Origin of the sequence: Micromonospora sonneratiae (assembly GCF_042679305.1) — a bacterium.
Lineage (GTDB): Bacteria > Actinomycetota > Actinomycetes > Mycobacteriales > Micromonosporaceae > Micromonospora_H > Micromonospora_H sonneratiae.
Genome location: NZ_JBHTMP010000076.1, coordinates 12,979 through 30,641, shown reverse-complemented (window position 1 = coordinate 30,641; position 17,663 = coordinate 12,979). Strand labels below are relative to the sequence as shown.

Here is a 17,663-nt window from a genome sequence, read left to right as displayed (position 1 = left end):
CGGGTCGGCCCGGCCGGGAGGCGGTTGAGCTGACCCGTAGCCGTGGGCGGCAGGCAGCGGCCCGGGCCCGACGGGTGGTCGGCCGTTTCGGCCGCGGCCTGCGCCAGCCCGGACCGCTGGTGATCCTGCTCTGCCGGTTCGTGCCCGGCGGCCGGATGCTCGTCTGCTACCACGCCGGCCGGGAGCGCTACCCCTACCGCCGGTTCCTCGCCTACGAAGCGGCGGCGGCACTCGGCTGGGCTGCGTACGGCGGTCTCGTCGGCCACATCGGCGGCTCGGCACTGACCGGCTCCGGTTGGCGGCTGGCCGTGATCGCAGGGGTGGCCGCGGTGGCCTTCGCCGCCGTCGGCTGGGTGCTGACGCTGACCGCCGGCCGACGGCAGACGGTCGTCACTCCAGCTCGTGAACCATCAACTGTCGCGCCGCCTCAGTGATCGAACCGGACAACGACGGGTAGATCGTGATGGTGTGGGCGAGTTGGTCCACGGTCATGTGGTTCTCCACCGCCATGGTGATCGGCAGGATCAGCTCGCTGGCCTTCGGTGCCACCACTACCCCGCCGATGACCTGACCACTGGCGGGACGGCAGAACAGCTTGACGAACCCGTCGGAGATGTCGGACATCTTGGCCCGCGCGTTCCCGGACAGCGGCAGCATCACCTGTCGTGCCGGCGTACGCCCGGAGTCCACCTCGTCCTGGGAGACCCCCACGGTGGCGAGTTCCGGAGCGGTGAAGACGTTGGCGGCGACCGTACGCAGCCGCAGCGGCGAGACCGCCTCGCCGAGGGCGTGCCACATGGCGATCCGGCCCTGCATGGCCGCCACGCTGGCCAGCGGTAGCACCCCGGTGCAGTCGCCGGCGGCGTAGATGCCCGGCACGTTGGTCCGGGACACCCGGTCCACCGTGAGGTAGCCGCCCCGCGCCACCTCGACGCCGTACTCGGCCAGGCCGAGACCGGCCGTGTTCGGCACCGAGCCGACCGCCATCAGGGCGTGTGAGCCGTACACCACCCGGCCGTCGGCGAGTTCCACCTCGACGCCGTCAGCGGTACGTCGTACCGCCTCGGCCCGGGAGTTGTTGAGGATCGACATGCCCCGGGCGCGGAACACCCGCTCGATCGCCATGGCCGCGTCGGCGTCCTCGTGCGGCATGACCCGGTCGCGGCTGGAGACCAGGGTGACCTCCACCCCCATGGCGAGGTACGAGCTGGCGAACTCGGCTCCGGTCACCCCGGACCCGATCACGATCAGTCGGTCCGGTAGTTCGGGCAGGTCGTAGACCTGTCGCCAGGTCAGGATCCGTTCCCCGTCGGGTACGGCGGTGGGCAGCACCCGGGGTGTCGCACCGGTGGCGATCAGGACCGTGGCGGCGTCGACCGCGTACTCGGAGTCACCGTCGGCGGGGGTGATGATCACCTGGTGGGCATGACCGAGAGTGTCCTCGCCGAGCCGGGCCGTGCCGTGGACGAAGTTCACGCCGGCCTTGATCAGCTTTGAGTGGATGTCGGCGGACTGGGCCAGGGCAAGGCGTTTCACCCGTTCGTGCACGGCCGTCGCATCGACGGTAACCGCCTCGAGACCGTCGGAGAGCACGCCGAACTCCTCCGTGTCCCGGTACCCGGTGACCACCTCTGAGCTGGCAATGAAGGTCTTCGACGGTACGCAGTCGGACAGCACGCAGGCACCACCCGCGCCATCGGCCTCGACAACGGTGACGTCGGCGTCCAACTGGGCGGCGACGAGCGCCGCCTCGTAGCCCGCCGGCCCTCCACCGATGATCACGATCCGGCTCACCGCGTCCGCCCTTCGTCGATGCTCACAGTGACTTTCTTCTCCCCGAGCCGTCCGACACGCACCGTCGTATTCTCCACGACCCACCTGCCAAGCTATCGTCATCGCTGTGCGTCATTACGCCGCGTACGGCTCAAACCTCGATCCCTCCCGGATGCGGGCTTATTGTCCGCATTCTCCCCTCGTCGGCACGGGCTGGCTTGAAGGCTGGCGGCTGACCTTCGCCGGTGAGGGGGTGATCGGTTGGGAGGGTGCCGTCACCACGATCGTCGAGTCTCCCGGCGACCGGGTGTTCGTAGCGCTCTACGACGTACACCCCTGGGACGCCGCGCAGCTCGACGACATCGAGGGAGTCGTCGCCGGCACCTATCGCAAGCTGCACCTGCGGGTGGTCACCCTGGACGGCGAGGTCACCGCATGGGTGTACGTCTTCGACGGGTACGAGGGCGGTATGCCGACCGCGTGGTACCTGTCGGAGATCGCCAACGCGGCGGAGAAGGCCGGTGCGCCGGACGACTACGTGGCTGATCTGCGCGCCCGCCCCACCAACACCGCCTCCGCCTGACCGAGACGGCCTACCGCCCCGGCAGGTACGCGCCGGGGCGGTAGGTGGACGGGCGCCCTCGGCGGGGCGTCAGCGGCGGTACGTGGTCAACGCGCCGCCGTCACGGTCCGCTCGAACATGTTCGCCTGGTAGGTCGGGGACATGCCCACCGACCGGTACAACCGGACCGCCTCGGTGGGGTTGCTCAGGTCCACGCCCAGCCCGGCATACTTGCGGCCCTTGCCGGCATAGCTGGCGAACGCCCGGGACAGCAGCGCCCGACCCACCCCCCGGTGCCGGTGCTCACGCAGCACGGCCAGGTTCTTGACCCAGCCCTCGTTCTGGTCGAGCGCCTGGTCCGCCGACTGGAGGATGCCGACCGGCTCGTCGGCAACGGTGGCCACGAACCACTCGTCCCAGGCGACGCTGGGCAGCTTGGCGATCTGCTCCCGCCACTGCTCGTACGTCAACGGCGCATAGTCCGGGGTGTCCCGGAAGGCCGTGTCCAGAATCCGGTGGAAGGTACGCAGGTCAGCGTCGTCCGACGCCCGGACCGGCCGGATCAGGACCCCGGACGGCGCAGCCGTGGGAGCTGCCGGCAGGTCGGCCAGCTCACAGCGCATACGGGCGTACTGCTTGACGAAGGTGAAACCCGCGCTGCGCAGGGTGCCGATCCAGTGGTCCTCGTTGGGGATCGCCCCGGCCCGTACGGTCATCTCGTCGAAGCCGAACTCGGCGGCGCGTTCCGCGACCCGTGCGAGTTGCCGGGCCAGCAGCGGCGCCCGGGCCGGTTCGCCGTGCTCCGGATGCGCGTAGACCTCGACGAAGTCCCGCCGCGACCGGGCCGGGTTCTCCAGGTAGGCCCAGGCCACCACGGTGCCGCTGGGATCCAGCGCCAACCACGAGTCACGCGCCGGATCGGTGTTCGGTCCGGTCAGCGCCTCCTGCACGTCCTCGCGGCTGAAGTCGGGTGCCCCGACCGTGGCGATGTCGCTGGCGTGCACCAAGGCCAGGATCGCCGAAATGTCATCGAAGGTTGGCCGGCGTGCGATCCAGCCATCAGGAAGCTCCACGCCAGGTATTCAATCGTCGGTGCCGCCGGCTGTCGCGGCAATAATCGGGTGGCAGCGCTCCCCACCGGCTCCACTGACCATGATCCGTCTCTCGCTACCCGCGTACCCCGTCCCCGGCGTCGTCCCCGGCCGCGTCGTCCCCGGCGTCCAGTGCTTCGACGGCGGCCTCGACCTCACCGGTTCGCCGACGGGCTGCGACGGCGGCCCGCTCGGCCGCTCGGCGGGCCTGCCGGTAGCGGCCGATGTCGGCGTCGGCGGCGGTCCGCCGCCGCTCCAGGTCGGCCAGGGCCGCCTCGACCTCGGCCAGTACCCGTGCGCCGTCCCGCTCGGTCGCCCTCGCCCGGTCCAGTTCCGCCTCTGCCTGCTCCTGCCAGGTACGCGCCTGCGAAAGTTCCTTCGCCAGGGCCTGCCGTCGCCGGTTGCGCGCCACCCGGGCCTTCTCGGCGGCGCGGGCCTGTTCCGCAGCCCGGGCTCGCTCCGCTGCCTCGGCTCTGCCCTTCGCCCGTTCCGCACCGGATACCCGGGTGCCGGCCGGACCGGCCTGCTTCTCCGGTACCCGCTGCTCCGGCGGCTCCTCGGCCCCTCCGGTGAGCAGCCGTAGCTGCGGCCGGGGCACCTCGCCGAAACCGGCGTAGCTCACCGCCCGGACCAGTCGACCGGACCGGACCTGCCCGGCCACGGCAGGGTCGGCCAGCGCGGCGTTCAACGTCGCCTCCACCTCGGCCAGTGGCAGCTTCGGCAGCCTTCCGCCCGGCGCTCCCGTGGTGGCCTCGCTGGCCAGCGTCCGGGCCTCGGCGACCAGGGCGTTGACCGCGTCACGCCGCTGGGCGGACAGCTCACGCAGTTGAGGGCCGCGAAGGTCACGCTGGGCCGTACGCAGCGCCGCCGACAGTTCCACGAGGTCGGCCACCAGCTCCGGACGGCGCAGTGCCAACAGGTTGACCAGCCAGGCCGCGACGGTCGGCTTCCGAAGTTTCGCGACCTCCCGGGCCGCCGACTGGTCCCCGGCCGCCCGTAGCGAGGCCACCGCCTCGTCGCGGGCGGCGACGAAGCCGTCGGGATGCGTCGTGTAGAGCGCATCCCCGGCCTCCCTGGCCGCTCCCGTCACCCGCTGCGCCGATCCGCTCAGCGGACGCTCGTCCCGGGTTCGAGGCGGGCGTACTCGCACCCGGACAGCTGACTCATGTTGGCGTCGGTGACCGTGTAGCCGGCGGCGCTGAGCAGACAGTCGTGCAACGCGAAGGCCCGCCGGGGCGCCACCGCCCGGACGAAGTCGATCGCCTCCGACACCTTGAGCCAGGGGGCGGAGATCGGTACGAAGAGGGTGTCGATCTGCACGTCGTCCGGCACGTCGAACGAGTCACCCGGGTGGTAGACCGAGTCGTTGATGACGAACCCCAGGTTCGGCACCCGGGGCACGTCCGGATGGATCTCGGCGTGCAGCCCACCGTAGGCGCGGACGGCGATGCCGGCGGCGGTGAACGAGTCGCCGGACTCCACCGGGGTCACCACCCCCCGCAGACCATCCAGTTTGGAGACGACCGAGGGGTGCGCGTGCACGGTCACCGCCGGCCGTTTGCCCAACAGGTCGGCGAGGGTGTCGACGTCGAGATGGTCGAAGTGCTCGTGCGTGATCAGCACCGCGTCGACCCCGTCCAGAGCCGCCGACTCGGCAAAGGCTCCCGGGTCGATGACCAGCACCCCTCCGTCGTGCTCGATACGGACGCAGGAATGGCTGTACTTGGTCAATCGCATCGTGACTCCCTGAATGCCGAATCGTGATGTACCAAGCGCAGTCTGCCGGAACCGGCGCGGTGCCGCGATGCGTCTGACGGAACGCTCCACCACTGATTGCCAATTCGGGAGGGGAAATGGCCGGGATGAGACAGCGCCGGTTCTCAACAATTTTCGGTGCGGTGGCCCTCACCACCGTACTGGCGACGGCCGGTTGCGGTAGCAGCTCGGATCGGAACACGGCCGGGTCCAGCAGGGCCGACGGGGGCGCGGCCGTCGAGAAACAGGACGCACCGGTCGCCGCCGAGGCGAAGCCCGGCCAACCGGATACCGCCGCAAAGGCCGACCTGCGGATCGACCAGCGGTCCATCATCTACAGCGGCACGATCACCGTACGCGTCGATTCCGTCGATGAGGTCGCGGCCCGGGCCACCGCGATCGCGACCACCGCCGGTGGCTTCGTCGGTGCCGACGAGCGGACCAGCAGCGCCACGTCCTCGCGGGCGAAGCTGGAGCTACGGGTGCCGGCGACGAAGTTCGGGGCCGTGGTGGATGAGGTGGCCGGACTGGGCCGCCAGGAACGTCGGAGCATCGACACCCAGGACGTCACCGAGGAGACCCTCGACCTGGACGCCCGGATCGCCACCCAGCAGGCCCGGGTGGAGAGTGGTCGGCGGCTGCTGGCACAGGCCAAGAGCCTCAGCGACCTGGTCATGCTCGAGGCCGAACTGGCCAAGCGGGAGGCCGACCTCGCCTCGCTGGAGGCCAAGAAGCGCCGCCTGGCCGACCTGACCGCGCTGTCCACGATCACCGTGACGCTGCTCGGACCGGACGCGAAGGGTAGCGAAGAGGAGGAGCCCCAGACCGGTTTCGTGGCCGGTCTGAAGGGCGGCTGGAAGGCGTTCCTCGCCTCGCTGGAGGTCCTGCTGACCGTACTGGGCGCGCTGCTGCCCTGGATCATCGCGCTCGGGGTGCCGGTGTTCGGGGTGATCTGGCTGGTCCGCCGGCTGGGTCGACGGGCACGTCCGGCGGCGACAGCAGTGGCCGTACCTCGGCAGGCACCACCGACGGCAGCCATGAAGCAGCCGGTATCCGCGACGCGCCCCGCACAGCCGGCAGCGGCGCCGGACGGCCCGACGCAGCCCACGTCCTCGACGGACGGGCCGACGCAGCCCGCGTCCTCGACGGACTGACCCGACCGGGACCGGGCACCGGTGGGGCCGTCGAAGGCATCGGTGACGTCACCGACGGCCCCACCAGATCATCTGATCGATGGTGGCGATGCGCGGCTAGGGTTCCAGGTAGCTGTGGACCGGTCGGCACCCGGTGTCGACCGGTCCGACCGATACCAACGGCGAGGATCGGTGACACGACGTGAACGAGATCATCGAAGGCATCGTCGCAACGGCCGCCACCACCCTGACCTCGGCGATGGTGACCGACCTGTGGTCGGACGTACGACTCCGGGTCGGCCGGATCTTCGGGCGGGGCGACGAGCACGACACCACCGAGACGATGCGCGAACTGGCCGATTCGCAGAGCCAGGTCAGCACAGCCCCCGAGGACCGTCGGGCGGAGATCGCCAACGACGTACGCAGCGAGTGGCGGGGAGCGATCCGCAACCTGGTCGGGCGGCACCCGGAGGCACTGGACGAGTTGCGCCAGTTCGTGGCCGACTTCGCCGGGCCGGTGTCGACGGCGGCCCAGATCGGACAACAGATCACCGTACGCGACCAGGCACGCGCCAACATCGCCGGCCGCGATCAGATCAACTTCTTCGGGCCTGCGGAACGGCAGTGACCGACGACAGCACCGCGGCCTCGCCCGGAGGTTGGCAGCCGCCGGGCTGGCCGGCGGTCCCCGGCCAGCGGGTCAGCGCCCACGATCGGTCACACGTCTCGGTGGCCGCCCGGGACGTGCTCAACCTCTATGCCAGCACCCCGGAGCCCACCGATCGAGCCGGTCGGATCTCGGTCGAGCCGCCGTTCGGCCGGCTGGACCGGCCACTCCGGGGACGCCGGCACCTGGTCCAAGAGATCATCATGGCGATCCCGGACGACGGATCGACGCCGACCCCGGCCGTACACGTGCTGCACGGACTGGGTGGTTGCGGCAAGAGCCAGGTGGCGCTGGAGATCGCCCGGCAGGCTCGGGACGCCGGCCGGCTGGTCTGGTGGGTGCCGGCGTTGGGGCCGGCGCAGATCAGCGCCGCGATGCGGGAGATAGCCGGACGGCTGGGCGCATCCGCCGGCGAACTGGACCTGATCTGGTCCGGTAAGGCCCGCTCGCCGATGGACATGGTGTGGGAGTTGCTCGACCAGTCAGCCCAGCCCTGGCTGCTCGTCTTCGACAACGCCGACGATCCCGCGCTGCTGGCTCCGGCGGACGGCCAGGTGGTCAACGGCAACGGTTGGCTGCGTCCGCCAGCAAGCCGCCGGGGATCGGTGATCGTCACCACCCGCGAGGGTAACGAGGAGACCTGGGGAAGCTGGGTCGTCCGGCACTCGGTCCGCACCCTGTCCCCCGACGACGCGGCCCGGGTACTGATCGACATCGCCACGCCCCGGGCCGGGAGCCTGGCCCAGGCCCGGGCGCTCGGTGCCCGGCTCGGTGGCCTGCCGCTGGCCCTGCTGGGTGCCGGGTCCTACCTGAAATCGGCCAGTCGGGGGCCGGCGCTGCGCGGCAGCACGACGATCCGTACCTTCGACGAATACCGGGTCGCGCTGGACCGCCGATTCGCCACCCCGTTCACCGCCGACGACGACACCGAACTGGGCGAACCGTTGCGGCTGGAGGAACTCGTACGACAGGCGTGGGAGCTCTCCCTCGACCTGCTTACCGGACGGGGCATGCCGTACGCCCGGCAACTGCTCTGCCTGTTCGCCTGCATGGCGGAGGCCCCGATCCCGTACGCGGCACTGCTGGCCCCGGACCGTCTGTCGCGGTCCTCGCTCTTCCCGGAACTCGACGGGGACCAGCTGTCCCGGGCGATCGACGCACTCGGCGACCTCGCCCTGCTCGACCGGACCGTAATCGACAACGTCGACGAACCGACCTTCGCCCATGCCCTGACGTTGCACCCGCTGGTCCGGCACATCACCCGCAACTTTCCCGAGGTCCGCCAACACGAGCCCGAATACCACCTGCTCATCATGGACCTGTTGGAGAGCACGGCCGTCGACCTGGAGCCGGACGATCCGGAATGCTGGCACGCGTGGGGTGTGCTGGCCCCGCAGTGCGGCGGGCCGATCGTCGAGTACCTGAGCACCGGCAACAGTCGGCCCCGCGCCCCGCAGACCACCGCGCTGGCCCTGGCCGTGGCCCGGCGCACCGCCCGCTACCTGCTGGCGGTCAGCCTGCCCCGGCAGGCGGCGGCGTTCCTGGACAACTGCTTCGACAACATCCGGGACCTCGACGTGGATGAGGTCACCCGGCTGGCGCTGCGCCACGAACGGGCCCGCGCGGACCTGGAGCAGGGCCGCCTCCCCCTGGCGGAGCAACAACTTCGGGAGATCATCGAGGCCCGGGTCCGCCTGCTCGGCCCGGAGAATCCGAACACCCTGGCCAGCCGGCACAAACTCGCCCGATCCATCATGGAGCAGGGCCGGTGGGTCGAGGCGGAACGCGAACTCCGCGTGATCCTCGCCGGGGAGCAACGGGTGCGGGGCATCGACCACCCCGACACCCTGGTGGTGCGACACAGCCTCTCCAAGGCGCTGCTCTCCCAGGGACGCATCAGGGAGGCCGAGGAACAGCTCCAGGCCATCCTGCGTACCCGGCACCATCTCGGGCAGCCGGACCATCCGGAGACCCTCGCCGTCCGGCAGAGCCTGGCCCGGGTGCTGCTGGCCCGGGGCAAGGACGCCCGGGCCCGCGAGGAGCTACGCAACATCCTCGAGGTCGCCGCCCGTACCGGGCAGGGCCACCGGTCGGAGATCCTCGCCATCCGGGAGATCCTCGCCCACGCGCTGCTGTCCGAGGGGCGCGACACCGAAGCGGCGGACGAGTTGCGCCGACTCGCCGACGACCGGCGTCGGGTGCTCGGCGACGCCCATCCGGACACCCGCCGGACCCTGGACGAACTGGCGATGCTCCGCGCAACGACCGAGACCGACCCCGGCCCCGCACGCGGCCCGGAACTCCGGCCCTGATCCGGGGGCGTCCCCCTAGACCAGGTGCCGGCGGACGAACTCCAGCCGGCCGGCAGGGTCAGCTTTCGGCAGGGTGATGGGCCGGTAGCCGTGCCGGGTGTACGCGGCCACCATGGCGTCGTGGGTGCGTACGGCCTCGGCGAAGTCCTGCCCCCGTTCACCGTCGTTGACGTAGATCTCGGGCCACGGCGGCGCGACGAAGACCCGTGGGTGGTACCGGAACAGGTCGGCTGCCGCCGAGACGTGCGGCGGTACGTCCCAGCCGTGGAGCAGGTGGTAGCCGACGACGTCGGGGATGCCCCGGTCGAAGAAGACGGTGCCGTCGTAGGCACCGGCCTGTCGGTGTGAGCGGATCTCCCAGGCCAGCATCAGCTCGGCGAACAGGCGGGCGTCGCCGGTGTGCAGGCCTCGCCCGCCGATCGCGGTCTGGTCCCGGATGATCTGCCGACCCGCCTCCTCGACACAGGGGAACCCGGCCCGGCGTAGCGTGTCGAGCAGGCTGCTCTTACCCGAGCCCGGGCCCCCGGTGATCACGACATAGCGGTCGGCTGAGCGCATGGTGCTGGTACTCCCTCTCGAAACGGGCGGACGGTCCGCGGCTGGGGATAGTGGTACGACGATGCCTGCGGGATGATGGGCGAGCTGGTGACCTGGCAGGCGTACCGAGAGGAGGAGCGGCGGGCCATCCGGACCGGTACGGAATGGCGGCCGCAACCACGATGACAAACCTGGATCTATTCATCGTCGATGCCTTCACGGACACCCCGTTCGGCGGGAACCCGGCCGGCGTCGTACTGCTCGACTCTCCCCGAGACGACGCGTGGATGCAATCGGTGGCGGCCGAACTACGGCATTCGGAGACCGCCTTCGTCGGGCCGCTGGTCGACGGCGTACGGCAGCTGCGCTGGTTCACCCCGGTCGCCGAGGTGGACCTGTGCGGACATGCCACCCTGGCGACCACCCATGCCCTGGGCGTCGACTCCGTCTTCCGGACCCGCAGCGGCGAGTTGACCTGTTCGATCCGGGACGGCGGATGGATCGAGATGGACTTCCCCGCCGATCCGGCGGAGCTGGTCGAACCGTCCCAGGACATCATCGACGGGGTGGGGGGCGCGTCCGTCGTCGCGGTCGGGCGGGGCGTCTCCGACACGCTGGTCCAGGTGGCCTCCGCAGCCGAGGTACGCGCCCTCCGGCCCGACCTGGCGGCGCTGGCCCGGGTGCCGGGGCGCGGGGTGATCGTCACCGCGTCGGCCGACGGCTCACCGGACGTCGTGAGCCGGTGCTTCTATCCGAACGTCGGGGTTCCGGAGGACCCGGTGACCGGATCGGCGCACTGCACGTTGGCAAGTTGGTGGGCCCCTCGACTCGGCCGGGACGAGCTGTGGGCCGAACAGGCGTCCCCACGCGGCGGCTCGCTCAGGATTACCCTACGGAACAATCGGGTGACGCTGGCGGGACAGGCGGTCACCGTCGTACGCGGCACGCTCACCAGTTGACCGACGGAATCCCGCCTCGACGCCCACCTCCGTGTGCCCCCGTCGACAGGAGCCGCCATGGCAATTGCCCTGCGCCACGAGGAAAACCTGAGCCACGAGGAGAAGCTGACCGTCGACTCGCTCGCCCGTCTGATCCGTGGGGAGGTCGAGCTGATCTGGCATCGCGGCTACTACCCCGCGGTGCTGTGTCAGCAGGCACTGCCCCGGATCACCACCGAGTGCGAGGCGGCCGGCTACACCCTGACCGACGACTTCCAGAGCCTCGGCACGTCGCTCGGTGAGGCAGCGGAGAACACCACCAACGCGGAACGCTACCTGGCGACCGCCGCGGAGACCACGGCGCTGATCCGCCAGAAGATCTTCGACGGCCAGTTGTCCCCGACCGACCTGCTCCGGCTCGACGTCGACGAACTGTGGCCGTACGGCGCGACCGTCGCCCGCTACCGGGGGCAGACCATGCTGCCCGGGATCATCCGGCGCTGGCCGGGTGGCGCGCATGCCAATCCGCACATCGATCAACGGGACATCCCGCTGCTCGAGTCGTATCGGCTGACCCGGCGGATCGGTGTCAACGTCTACCTCCAGGTGCCGGAGCCCGGCAACGGTGGCGAGATCGACTTCTGGGGGATCTTCTCCAGCGAGGCGGAGTACGTCAGCCGGAAGCGTGCCGACTACGGCCTCGACCGGACCGCCCTGGGCGACCCACACTTCTCGGTCCTGCCGGGCCAGGGTGACCTCTTGATGTTCGACGCGGCACGGGTACACGGCGTGCGGCGGGTGGAGCGGGGGGCCCGGGTCACCGCCGCCTGCTTCCTCGGCGTCCGGGGCACGAGCGACCCACTGGTGCTCTTCGCCTGACCACGCGCCACCCGACCCGGACCGCCGACGGCTCCCGAGTGACTCGGACCGTCGGCGGTCTGCGGCCGGGACCGTTCAGTCGGCCAGTGCCTTGAGTACGGTGTGCACCAGCAGCCGGACGCCCACCGAGATCGCCCGCTCGTCCACGTCGAACGATGCCCGGTGCAGGTCGATGTTGGGCGCTGCCCGTCCCACGCCGAGTCGGGCCAGGGCGCCGGGCACGTACTCCAGATACCAGGAGAAGTCCTCGCCACCCATGCTCTGCGGTGTCTCCGCGACCCCGCCCGCGCCCAGGGCTGCGGTGGTGGCGGCGGTGAGGACCCGGATCGCCCGGGCGTCGTTGACCACCGGTGGCCGACCGCGCAGGTACTCGATGTCCACGGTGGCACCGGTCGGGGCGATCACGTCCCGGACGATCTGCGCCACGATCTTGGGGGCGGCCTCCCAGGTGCTCCGGTCGAGTACCCGCAGGGTGCCGGCGGCGACCGCCTCGGTCGGGATGACGTTGTACTGGGTTCCGGCGGACGCCTGCCCGAAGACCAGCAGCAGCCCGCTGTTGGCCGGTACCCGTCGGGCGACCAGCGCGGGTACGTCGGTGACCAACCGCCCGAGCGCATCGACGAGATCCACGGTCAGGTACGGCCGGGCGGTGTGGCCCCCGGGGCCGGTCAGCCGGACGGTGACGTTGTCCGCTGCCGCGGTGATCGGGCCGACCCGTAGGCCGACCTGGCCGACGGGCAGATTGGGGTCGCAGTGCAGCGCGTAGATCTGTGCGACGTCCTCGAGCCCACCGGCCTCGATGACCTCCAGCGAGCCGCAGGGCAGGATCTCCTCGGCCGGCTGGAAGATCAGCCGGACCCGGCCATCCAGTCCGCCCCGCTCGGCGAGACGGGCCAGCAACAGCCCGACTCCCAGCAGGACGGTGGTGTGTACGTCGTGTCCACACGCGTGGCAGGCGCCGTCCACAGTCGATCGGTAGGACACGTCCTTGGCGTCCTGGAGGGGCAGGGCGTCGATGTCCGCGCGCAGCGCGACGACCGGTCCGCTTGATCGGCTGCCGATGTCACAGATGACACCGTTGCCCTTGGGCAGCAGGCGAGGGCTCAGGCCGGCATTCGTCAGCTCGCGGGCGATCAACGAAGCGGTCTCGAACTCCTGACCGGAGAGTTCCGGATGCGCGTGGATGAAACGACGGGTGGCAATCAAGTCGGGTACCCGTAATGCCAGCAACTGGTCCAGCTCGCACGGCAGGGATTGGATTTCGGTCGGCGTCTCAGGCCAGGACGACGCCAGCTGTCCGCTGGGCGGCAGCGTCAACGCACTCGTCACGTCGAATTCTCGATCACTGTGGATGGGATAGGACTCGGACAGCCTAGACCTCCGGCGGTGACGCTGCGCAACTTCGTTACGGTAGCGGTCGAACCGCACAGCGTCACGAAAGTCCTGGTTGCAGCGTTCGGGAAACGTTTGAGACGGCGTGTTGATCGTTGCCGAACACCGACATCCGCCCCATACCTCCTACAACGCGTGACGGTTTTGTCGGTCACGTTCTCCCAGCTCCACCCACAGAACACCGTGTCCGGAAAATCACCCTTTCAGGTGATGGCCCGATGGCCGCCCAGCCGGCACCCCGCCATGACCAGGAAGGGTGCGGAGCTGATCTCACGGTTGCACACCGTTACCATCAGACCCCGCACACCATGTCCGTCCGGCCGTCCAAGCTGAGCGGGAACGGCCGCCGGATCCACCCGTCAGGACACTAGAAACGGTCGGTCGGCCGATACGTTCCCCAGACCTGGCGCAACGTTCCACAGACCTCGCCTACCGTCGCCCGGGCCCGCAGCGCCTCCTTCATCGGATACAGCACGTTCTCCGTACCCGATGCGGCGGCCCGCAGGTCGGCCAGCGCCCGCTCGACGGCGTCGGCATCCCGCGACGCCCGCAGCTTCGCCAACCGTTCGGCCTGCGCCACCTCGATGGCCGGATCGACCCGCAGGGGCTCGTACGGTTCCTCCTCGTCCACGGTGAACCGGTTGACCCCGACCACCACCCGCTCCCCCGAGTCGATCTCCTGGGCCACCCGGTAGGCCGACGTCTCGATCTCCCGCTTCTGGAACCCCGCCTCGATCGCGTCAACCGACGAGCCGTGCTCGAAGACCCGGTCCATCAGCGCCAGCACCCCGGACTCGATCTCGTCCGTCATCGCCTCGACCACGTACGAGCCGGCGAACGGGTCCACGGTGGCGGTCAGGTCGGTCTCGTACGCCAGCACCTGCTGGGTACGCAGCGCCAGCCGGGCGGCCTTCTCGGTGGGCAGGGCGATGGCCTCGTCGAAGCTGTTGGTGTGCAGCGACTGGGTTCCGCCGAGCACCGCCCCGAGCCCCTGCACGGCCACCCGGACCAGGTTCACCTCCGGCTGCTGCGCGGTGAGCTGCACGCCCGCCGTCTGGGTGTGGAACCGCAGCATCCACGACTTCGGGTCCTTCGCCCCGAACTCGTCACGCATCAGCCGGGCCCAGATCCGCCGCGCCGCCCGGAACTTGGCCACCTCCTCCAACAGGGTGGTCCGGGCGACGAAGAAGAACGACAGTCGGGGGGCGAAGTCGTCGACGGCCAGCCCGGCGGCCAGCGCGGCGCGTACGTAGTCCAGACCGTTGGCCAGGGTGAAGGCGATCTCCTGCACGGGCGTCGCACCGGCCTCCGCCATGTGGTAGCCGGAGATGGAGATGGTGTTCCACTTCGGCACCTCGGTACGGCAGTAGCCGAAGGTGTCCGCCACCAGTCGTAGCGACGGCTTGGGCGGGAAGATGTACGTGCCCCGGGCGATGTACTCCTTGAGGATGTCGTTCTGGATGGTCCCCTTCAGCGCCGAGCCGGGCACCCCGGCTTCCTCTGCCACAAGTTGGTAGAGCAGCAGCAGGACCGAACCCGGTGCGTTGATCGTCATCGAGGTGGAGACCTGGTCGAGCGGAATGCCGTCGAAGAGCAGCCGCATGTCCTCGATGGAGTCGATCGCCACGCCGACCTTACCGACCTCGCCGTGGGCGATCGGGTCGTCGGAGTCGTAGCCCATCTGCGTGGGCAGGTCGAAGGCGACCGACAGGCCCATCGTCCCGGCGCGCAGCAACTGGTGGTAGCGAGCGTTGGATTCGGCGGCCGTACCGAACCCGGCATACTGCCGCATGGTCCAGGGACGCGACGTGTACATCGTCGGGTAGACCCCTCGGGTGTACGGAAACTCGCCCGGCGCGCCGAGCCGCTGGGCCAGCCCCTCGGGCACATCGACTTCCCGATAGACGGACTCGATCGGGAAACCGGACTCACTTAACCGCCGTTCACTCATTACCGGATGGTAGGACCTGGAGTCCCTTGATCGGGTGCGTGATTCCACACATTGCATACCAAAATAAGCACATACGGTGAGAGGGTCGACACACACGGTTGACTTCCCAAAAGCCGTACCGGGTTGGCTTTCCCTTCTGGTGTCGGAACGTTCAAGATAGGGGGGTTCAGTCCCAGCCCCTCGATCTTCTCCGGTGGCTAATCCTGTGACTCAGATCCCTACGTGGAACGGGGGACAAGTCAGTCCCCCCAACGGACGCGCAGCCCCCGGTGCCATCATCGGCGGCCGCTACGAACTACGGGCGGCGGTGGGCCACGGTGGCATGGGCACGGTGTGGCAGGCCGCCGACACCCTGCTCCGCCGCGATGTCGCGGTGAAAGAGGTGGTACTCCCACCAGGACTCGCGCCCAGTGACCGCGACGCCCTGTACGAACGCACACTGCGCGAGGCCCGCGCCGCCGCCGCCATTCAGCACCCCGCCGTGGTGCAGGTGTACGACGTCGTCACCGAGGGCGGTCGGCCCTGGATCGTGATGGAACTACTGGAGGCCCGCAGCCTCGCCGACATGGTGATCGAGGACGGCCCGGTCGCGCCCCGCGCGGTCGCCAAGATCGGCATCGCCCTGCTCGGCGCGCTCGAGGTCGCACACGCGATCGGCGTCCTGCACCGGGACGTCAAGCCGGCCAACGTGCTGATCTGCGCCGATGGCCGGTGTGTACTGACCGACTTCGGCGTCGCCCGGATGCCGACCGACGTCCAGCTGACCACCCCCGGCATGGTGCTCGGCTCACCGCACTTCATCTCGCCGGAACGGGCCATGGGGCAGGACTTCGGGCCGCCCAGCGACCTGTTCTCGCTCGGGGTGACGCTCTACACCGCCGTCGAGGGCCGCCCGCCCTTCGACAAGGGTGACCCGATCGAGACGATGCACGCGGTGGTCGAGGACGCGCCCGCCCCGCCGGTACGCTCCGGCCCGCTCACCCGCATCCTCTTCGGTCTGCTGGAGAAGGACCCCGCCCAGCGGCTGAACGTACACACCGCCCGCAGCATGCTGCGGGAGCTGCTGGCCGGTCCCCTGGCCAGCAAGGCACCCACCGACCAGATGACCGATCCGTACGCGGTCGTACCGGTGCAGCGCCCACAGTGGCAGGCACCGAGCGCACCACCGCCACCGTCACCGCAACCCAGCGGGCAGATCGGCGGCCGGGCGATGATCGCACCGGGCCAGTCGCTCACCGACCGGCTGGCCGAGCTACGCAAGGGCGAGCAACAGGAAGGCGCTGAGAACCCGTCCCTCGACCCGGCAGCCGGCGCCAGCCCCGGCGCGCCGAGCCCGGCCACCGCCGCCGCGTTGAGCATCCCGACCGGGGCGATGCCCGCTCCCAGCCCGATGGCGGCACCGGCCGCCGATGCGTTGGACGTCCCGACCGGCGCGATGCCGTCGTCCGCCGCCGATCCGCTGAACGTCCCCACCGGGGCGATGCCCGCCCCGAACCGGGCGGCAGGCTCGGCGGACCCGACCGAACGGTGGGAACAGCCCACCGGCGTGGTCAGTCCGGGGCCGCTCGGCAGTGGTCGGGTGATCAGCGGCCAGGTCGTGACCGGCACCGGACCCGCCAGCCACCAGCCGGGTGGCTTCCCCCCCGCCGGCCCCCAACCCGGTGGCCTGTACGGGGGCGGTCCGGCCCAGAACGGGCCGTACCCCGGTGCGGTACCGCAGGGCATCGGTTTCCCGACCGGTACGGGTACACCGGGCGGCTTCCCGACCGGCCCGAACGCGCCGGGCGGCGGCTTCCCGACCGGCCCGAACGCGCCGGGCGGCTTCCCACCCCCTCCCGGTGGGTTCTATCCGGGCACCCCACAGCCGGGTGGTTTCCCCCCGGTCGGGCCCGTACCGGCCGGCGGACAGCCCGGCGGCGGCAACGCGGCACTGGACCGGACCCGACAGGCCGGTGGTCAGCTGATCACCACGATCAAGGGCTGGCCGCGCAAGGTCCAGCTCGCGGTGGCCGGCGGGGTGGCGGTCGTACTGCTGCTCGGCCTGGTGTTCATGTTCAGCGGCTCCGACCCCGACCCGACGCCACCCCCGCAGGCGACCTCGTCGTCCGCACCCGCCGGCAGCGCCCCCGAGACCCAGGCCCACTCGGACAAGGGTGTCTCGGTCAACGTCCCGAAGGGCTGGACCAGGAAGTCGTCCGGCGGTTACTACGTCGACTACACCGACCCGGAGGACAGTGGCCGCCGGGTACGCATCATCGTGGAACCGTTCAAGGGCGACGACCCACGCCGCTGGGCCGAGATCGCCTCGAACGTCCTGAAGGGCAACACCAAGACATGTGCCCGGCCGTACGCCCAACTGGCCATCACCGACCAGGAGCTGGGCGGCAAGCCGGCCGCCGAACTCGAATACAACTGTGGCGAAGGTGAATCCATGCGGCACGGGATCTGGCGCGGGCTCGTCACCGACGGAAAGGCCTACTCCTTCTACCTGACCTCCGGCAATGCCCGATTCGAGGAGAGTAAGCCGATCTTCGACGAGATGGTCCGTTCGTTCCAGCTCACCGAGGCCAGCTGAACCGGTAGGCAGCTGATCGAACCGGTAGGCAGCTGATCCAACCGGCGCGGACGACCGCTCCAGCCGGGGACACCGCGAGCGCCGGAACCGCCGCCGTG

Annotated in this window: 14 protein-coding genes and 1 pseudogene; 8 read left to right on the top strand and 7 right to left on the bottom strand. The window is 70.3% G+C overall.

Annotated features, from left to right (window positions below; all coding sequences use genetic code 11):
- A pseudogene (locus tag ACFQ4H_RS30320) lies at nt 1–434 on the top strand (hypothetical protein); the annotation flags it as partial.
- Here ACFQ4H_RS30320 and ACFQ4H_RS30315 read toward each other — a convergent pair.
- On the bottom strand, nt 391–1,794 hold the full coding sequence (locus ACFQ4H_RS30315; protein WP_377577635.1) for an NAD(P)H-quinone dehydrogenase: 1,404 nt from the start codon (nt 1,792–1,794) through the stop codon (nt 391–393). The pseudogene ACFQ4H_RS30320 and the gene ACFQ4H_RS30315 overlap by 44 nt on opposite strands.
- 106 nt (nt 1,795–1,900) lie before the next feature.
- Between ACFQ4H_RS30315 and ACFQ4H_RS30310 the strand changes: the two genes are divergently transcribed.
- Nucleotides 1,901–2,356, top strand: coding sequence for a gamma-glutamylcyclotransferase (locus ACFQ4H_RS30310; RefSeq protein ID WP_377577632.1), 456 nt, complete (start codon nt 1,901–1,903; stop codon nt 2,354–2,356).
- An 86-nt stretch (nt 2,357–2,442) separates the two neighbouring features.
- On the opposite strand, the gene ACFQ4H_RS30305 is transcribed toward ACFQ4H_RS30310, so the two are convergent.
- The 3 genes from ACFQ4H_RS30305 to ACFQ4H_RS30295 form a co-directional block, all read right to left on the bottom strand.
- Complete coding sequence (locus tag ACFQ4H_RS30305; protein WP_377577629.1) at nt 2,443–3,408, bottom strand: GNAT family N-acetyltransferase; 966 nt, start codon at nt 3,406–3,408, stop codon at nt 2,443–2,445.
- Between the two features lie 94 nt (nt 3,409–3,502).
- On the bottom strand, nt 3,503–4,516 hold the full coding sequence (locus ACFQ4H_RS30300) for a hypothetical protein (protein WP_377577643.1): 1,014 nt from the start codon (nt 4,514–4,516) through the stop codon (nt 3,503–3,505).
- Nucleotides 4,517–4,533: 17 nt separating this feature from the next.
- Complete coding sequence (locus ACFQ4H_RS30295) at nt 4,534–5,163, bottom strand: MBL fold metallo-hydrolase (RefSeq protein WP_377577627.1); 630 nt, start codon at nt 5,161–5,163, stop codon at nt 4,534–4,536.
- Nucleotides 5,164–5,279: 116 nt separating this feature from the next.
- Here ACFQ4H_RS30295 and ACFQ4H_RS30290 point away from each other — a divergent pair, with 116 nt between their 5' ends.
- The 3 genes from ACFQ4H_RS30290 (at nt 5,280) to ACFQ4H_RS30280 (ending at nt 9,293) form a co-directional block, all read left to right on the top strand.
- Nucleotides 5,280–6,335, top strand: coding sequence for a DUF4349 domain-containing protein (locus tag ACFQ4H_RS30290; RefSeq protein ID WP_377577624.1), 1,056 nt, complete (start codon nt 5,280–5,282; stop codon nt 6,333–6,335).
- 181 nt (nt 6,336–6,516) lie between these two features.
- Entirely contained in the window at nt 6,517–6,942 is a 426-nt protein-coding gene (locus ACFQ4H_RS30285) for a hypothetical protein (RefSeq protein WP_377577621.1), read from the top strand.
- The gene (locus ACFQ4H_RS30280; protein WP_377577618.1) at nt 6,939–9,293 is read left to right on the top strand and encodes a tetratricopeptide repeat protein; all 2,355 of its coding nucleotides are present in this window, start codon (nt 6,939–6,941) and stop codon (nt 9,291–9,293) included. Before ACFQ4H_RS30285 ends, ACFQ4H_RS30280 begins: the two co-directional genes overlap by 4 nt.
- Before the next feature lie 15 nt (nt 9,294–9,308).
- Here the strand turns inward: ACFQ4H_RS30280 and ACFQ4H_RS30275 are convergent, their stop codons facing one another.
- Nucleotides 9,309–9,851 (bottom strand): AAA family ATPase, encoded by a 543-nt coding sequence (locus ACFQ4H_RS30275; RefSeq protein WP_377577616.1) that lies wholly within the window; start codon nt 9,849–9,851, stop codon nt 9,309–9,311.
- Between the two features lie 161 nt (nt 9,852–10,012).
- Here ACFQ4H_RS30275 and ACFQ4H_RS30270 point away from each other — a divergent pair, with 161 nt between their 5' ends.
- Both ACFQ4H_RS30270 and ACFQ4H_RS30265 read left to right on the top strand, forming a co-directional pair.
- Nucleotides 10,013–10,789 (top strand): PhzF family phenazine biosynthesis protein, encoded by a 777-nt coding sequence (locus ACFQ4H_RS30270; protein WP_377577613.1) that lies wholly within the window; start codon nt 10,013–10,015, stop codon nt 10,787–10,789.
- A 57-nt stretch (nt 10,790–10,846) separates the two neighbouring features.
- Nucleotides 10,847–11,647: a 2OG-Fe(II) oxygenase gene (locus ACFQ4H_RS30265; RefSeq protein WP_377577610.1), complete on the top strand. Its 801-nt coding sequence runs from the start codon at nt 10,847–10,849 to the stop codon at nt 11,645–11,647.
- A gap of 75 nt (nt 11,648–11,722) precedes the next feature.
- Here ACFQ4H_RS30265 and ACFQ4H_RS30260 read toward each other — a convergent pair whose 3' ends face one another.
- Nucleotides 11,723–12,976 carry an amidohydrolase gene (locus ACFQ4H_RS30260; protein ID WP_377577607.1) on the bottom strand — a complete coding sequence of 418 codons (1,254 nt, stop codon included), beginning with the start codon at nt 12,974–12,976 and terminating at the stop codon, nt 11,723–11,725.
- 430 nt (nt 12,977–13,406) lie between these two features.
- Nucleotides 13,407–14,990, bottom strand: coding sequence for an acyl-CoA mutase large subunit family protein (locus ACFQ4H_RS30255; RefSeq protein WP_377577604.1), 1,584 nt, complete (start codon nt 14,988–14,990; stop codon nt 13,407–13,409).
- 205 nt (nt 14,991–15,195) lie between these two features.
- Here ACFQ4H_RS30255 and ACFQ4H_RS30250 point away from each other — a divergent pair, with 205 nt between their 5' ends.
- Nucleotides 15,196–17,565 (top strand): protein kinase domain-containing protein, encoded by a 2,370-nt coding sequence (locus tag ACFQ4H_RS30250; protein ID WP_377577601.1) that lies wholly within the window; start codon nt 15,196–15,198, stop codon nt 17,563–17,565.
- The last annotated feature ends 98 nt before the right edge of the window (nt 17,566–17,663 follow it).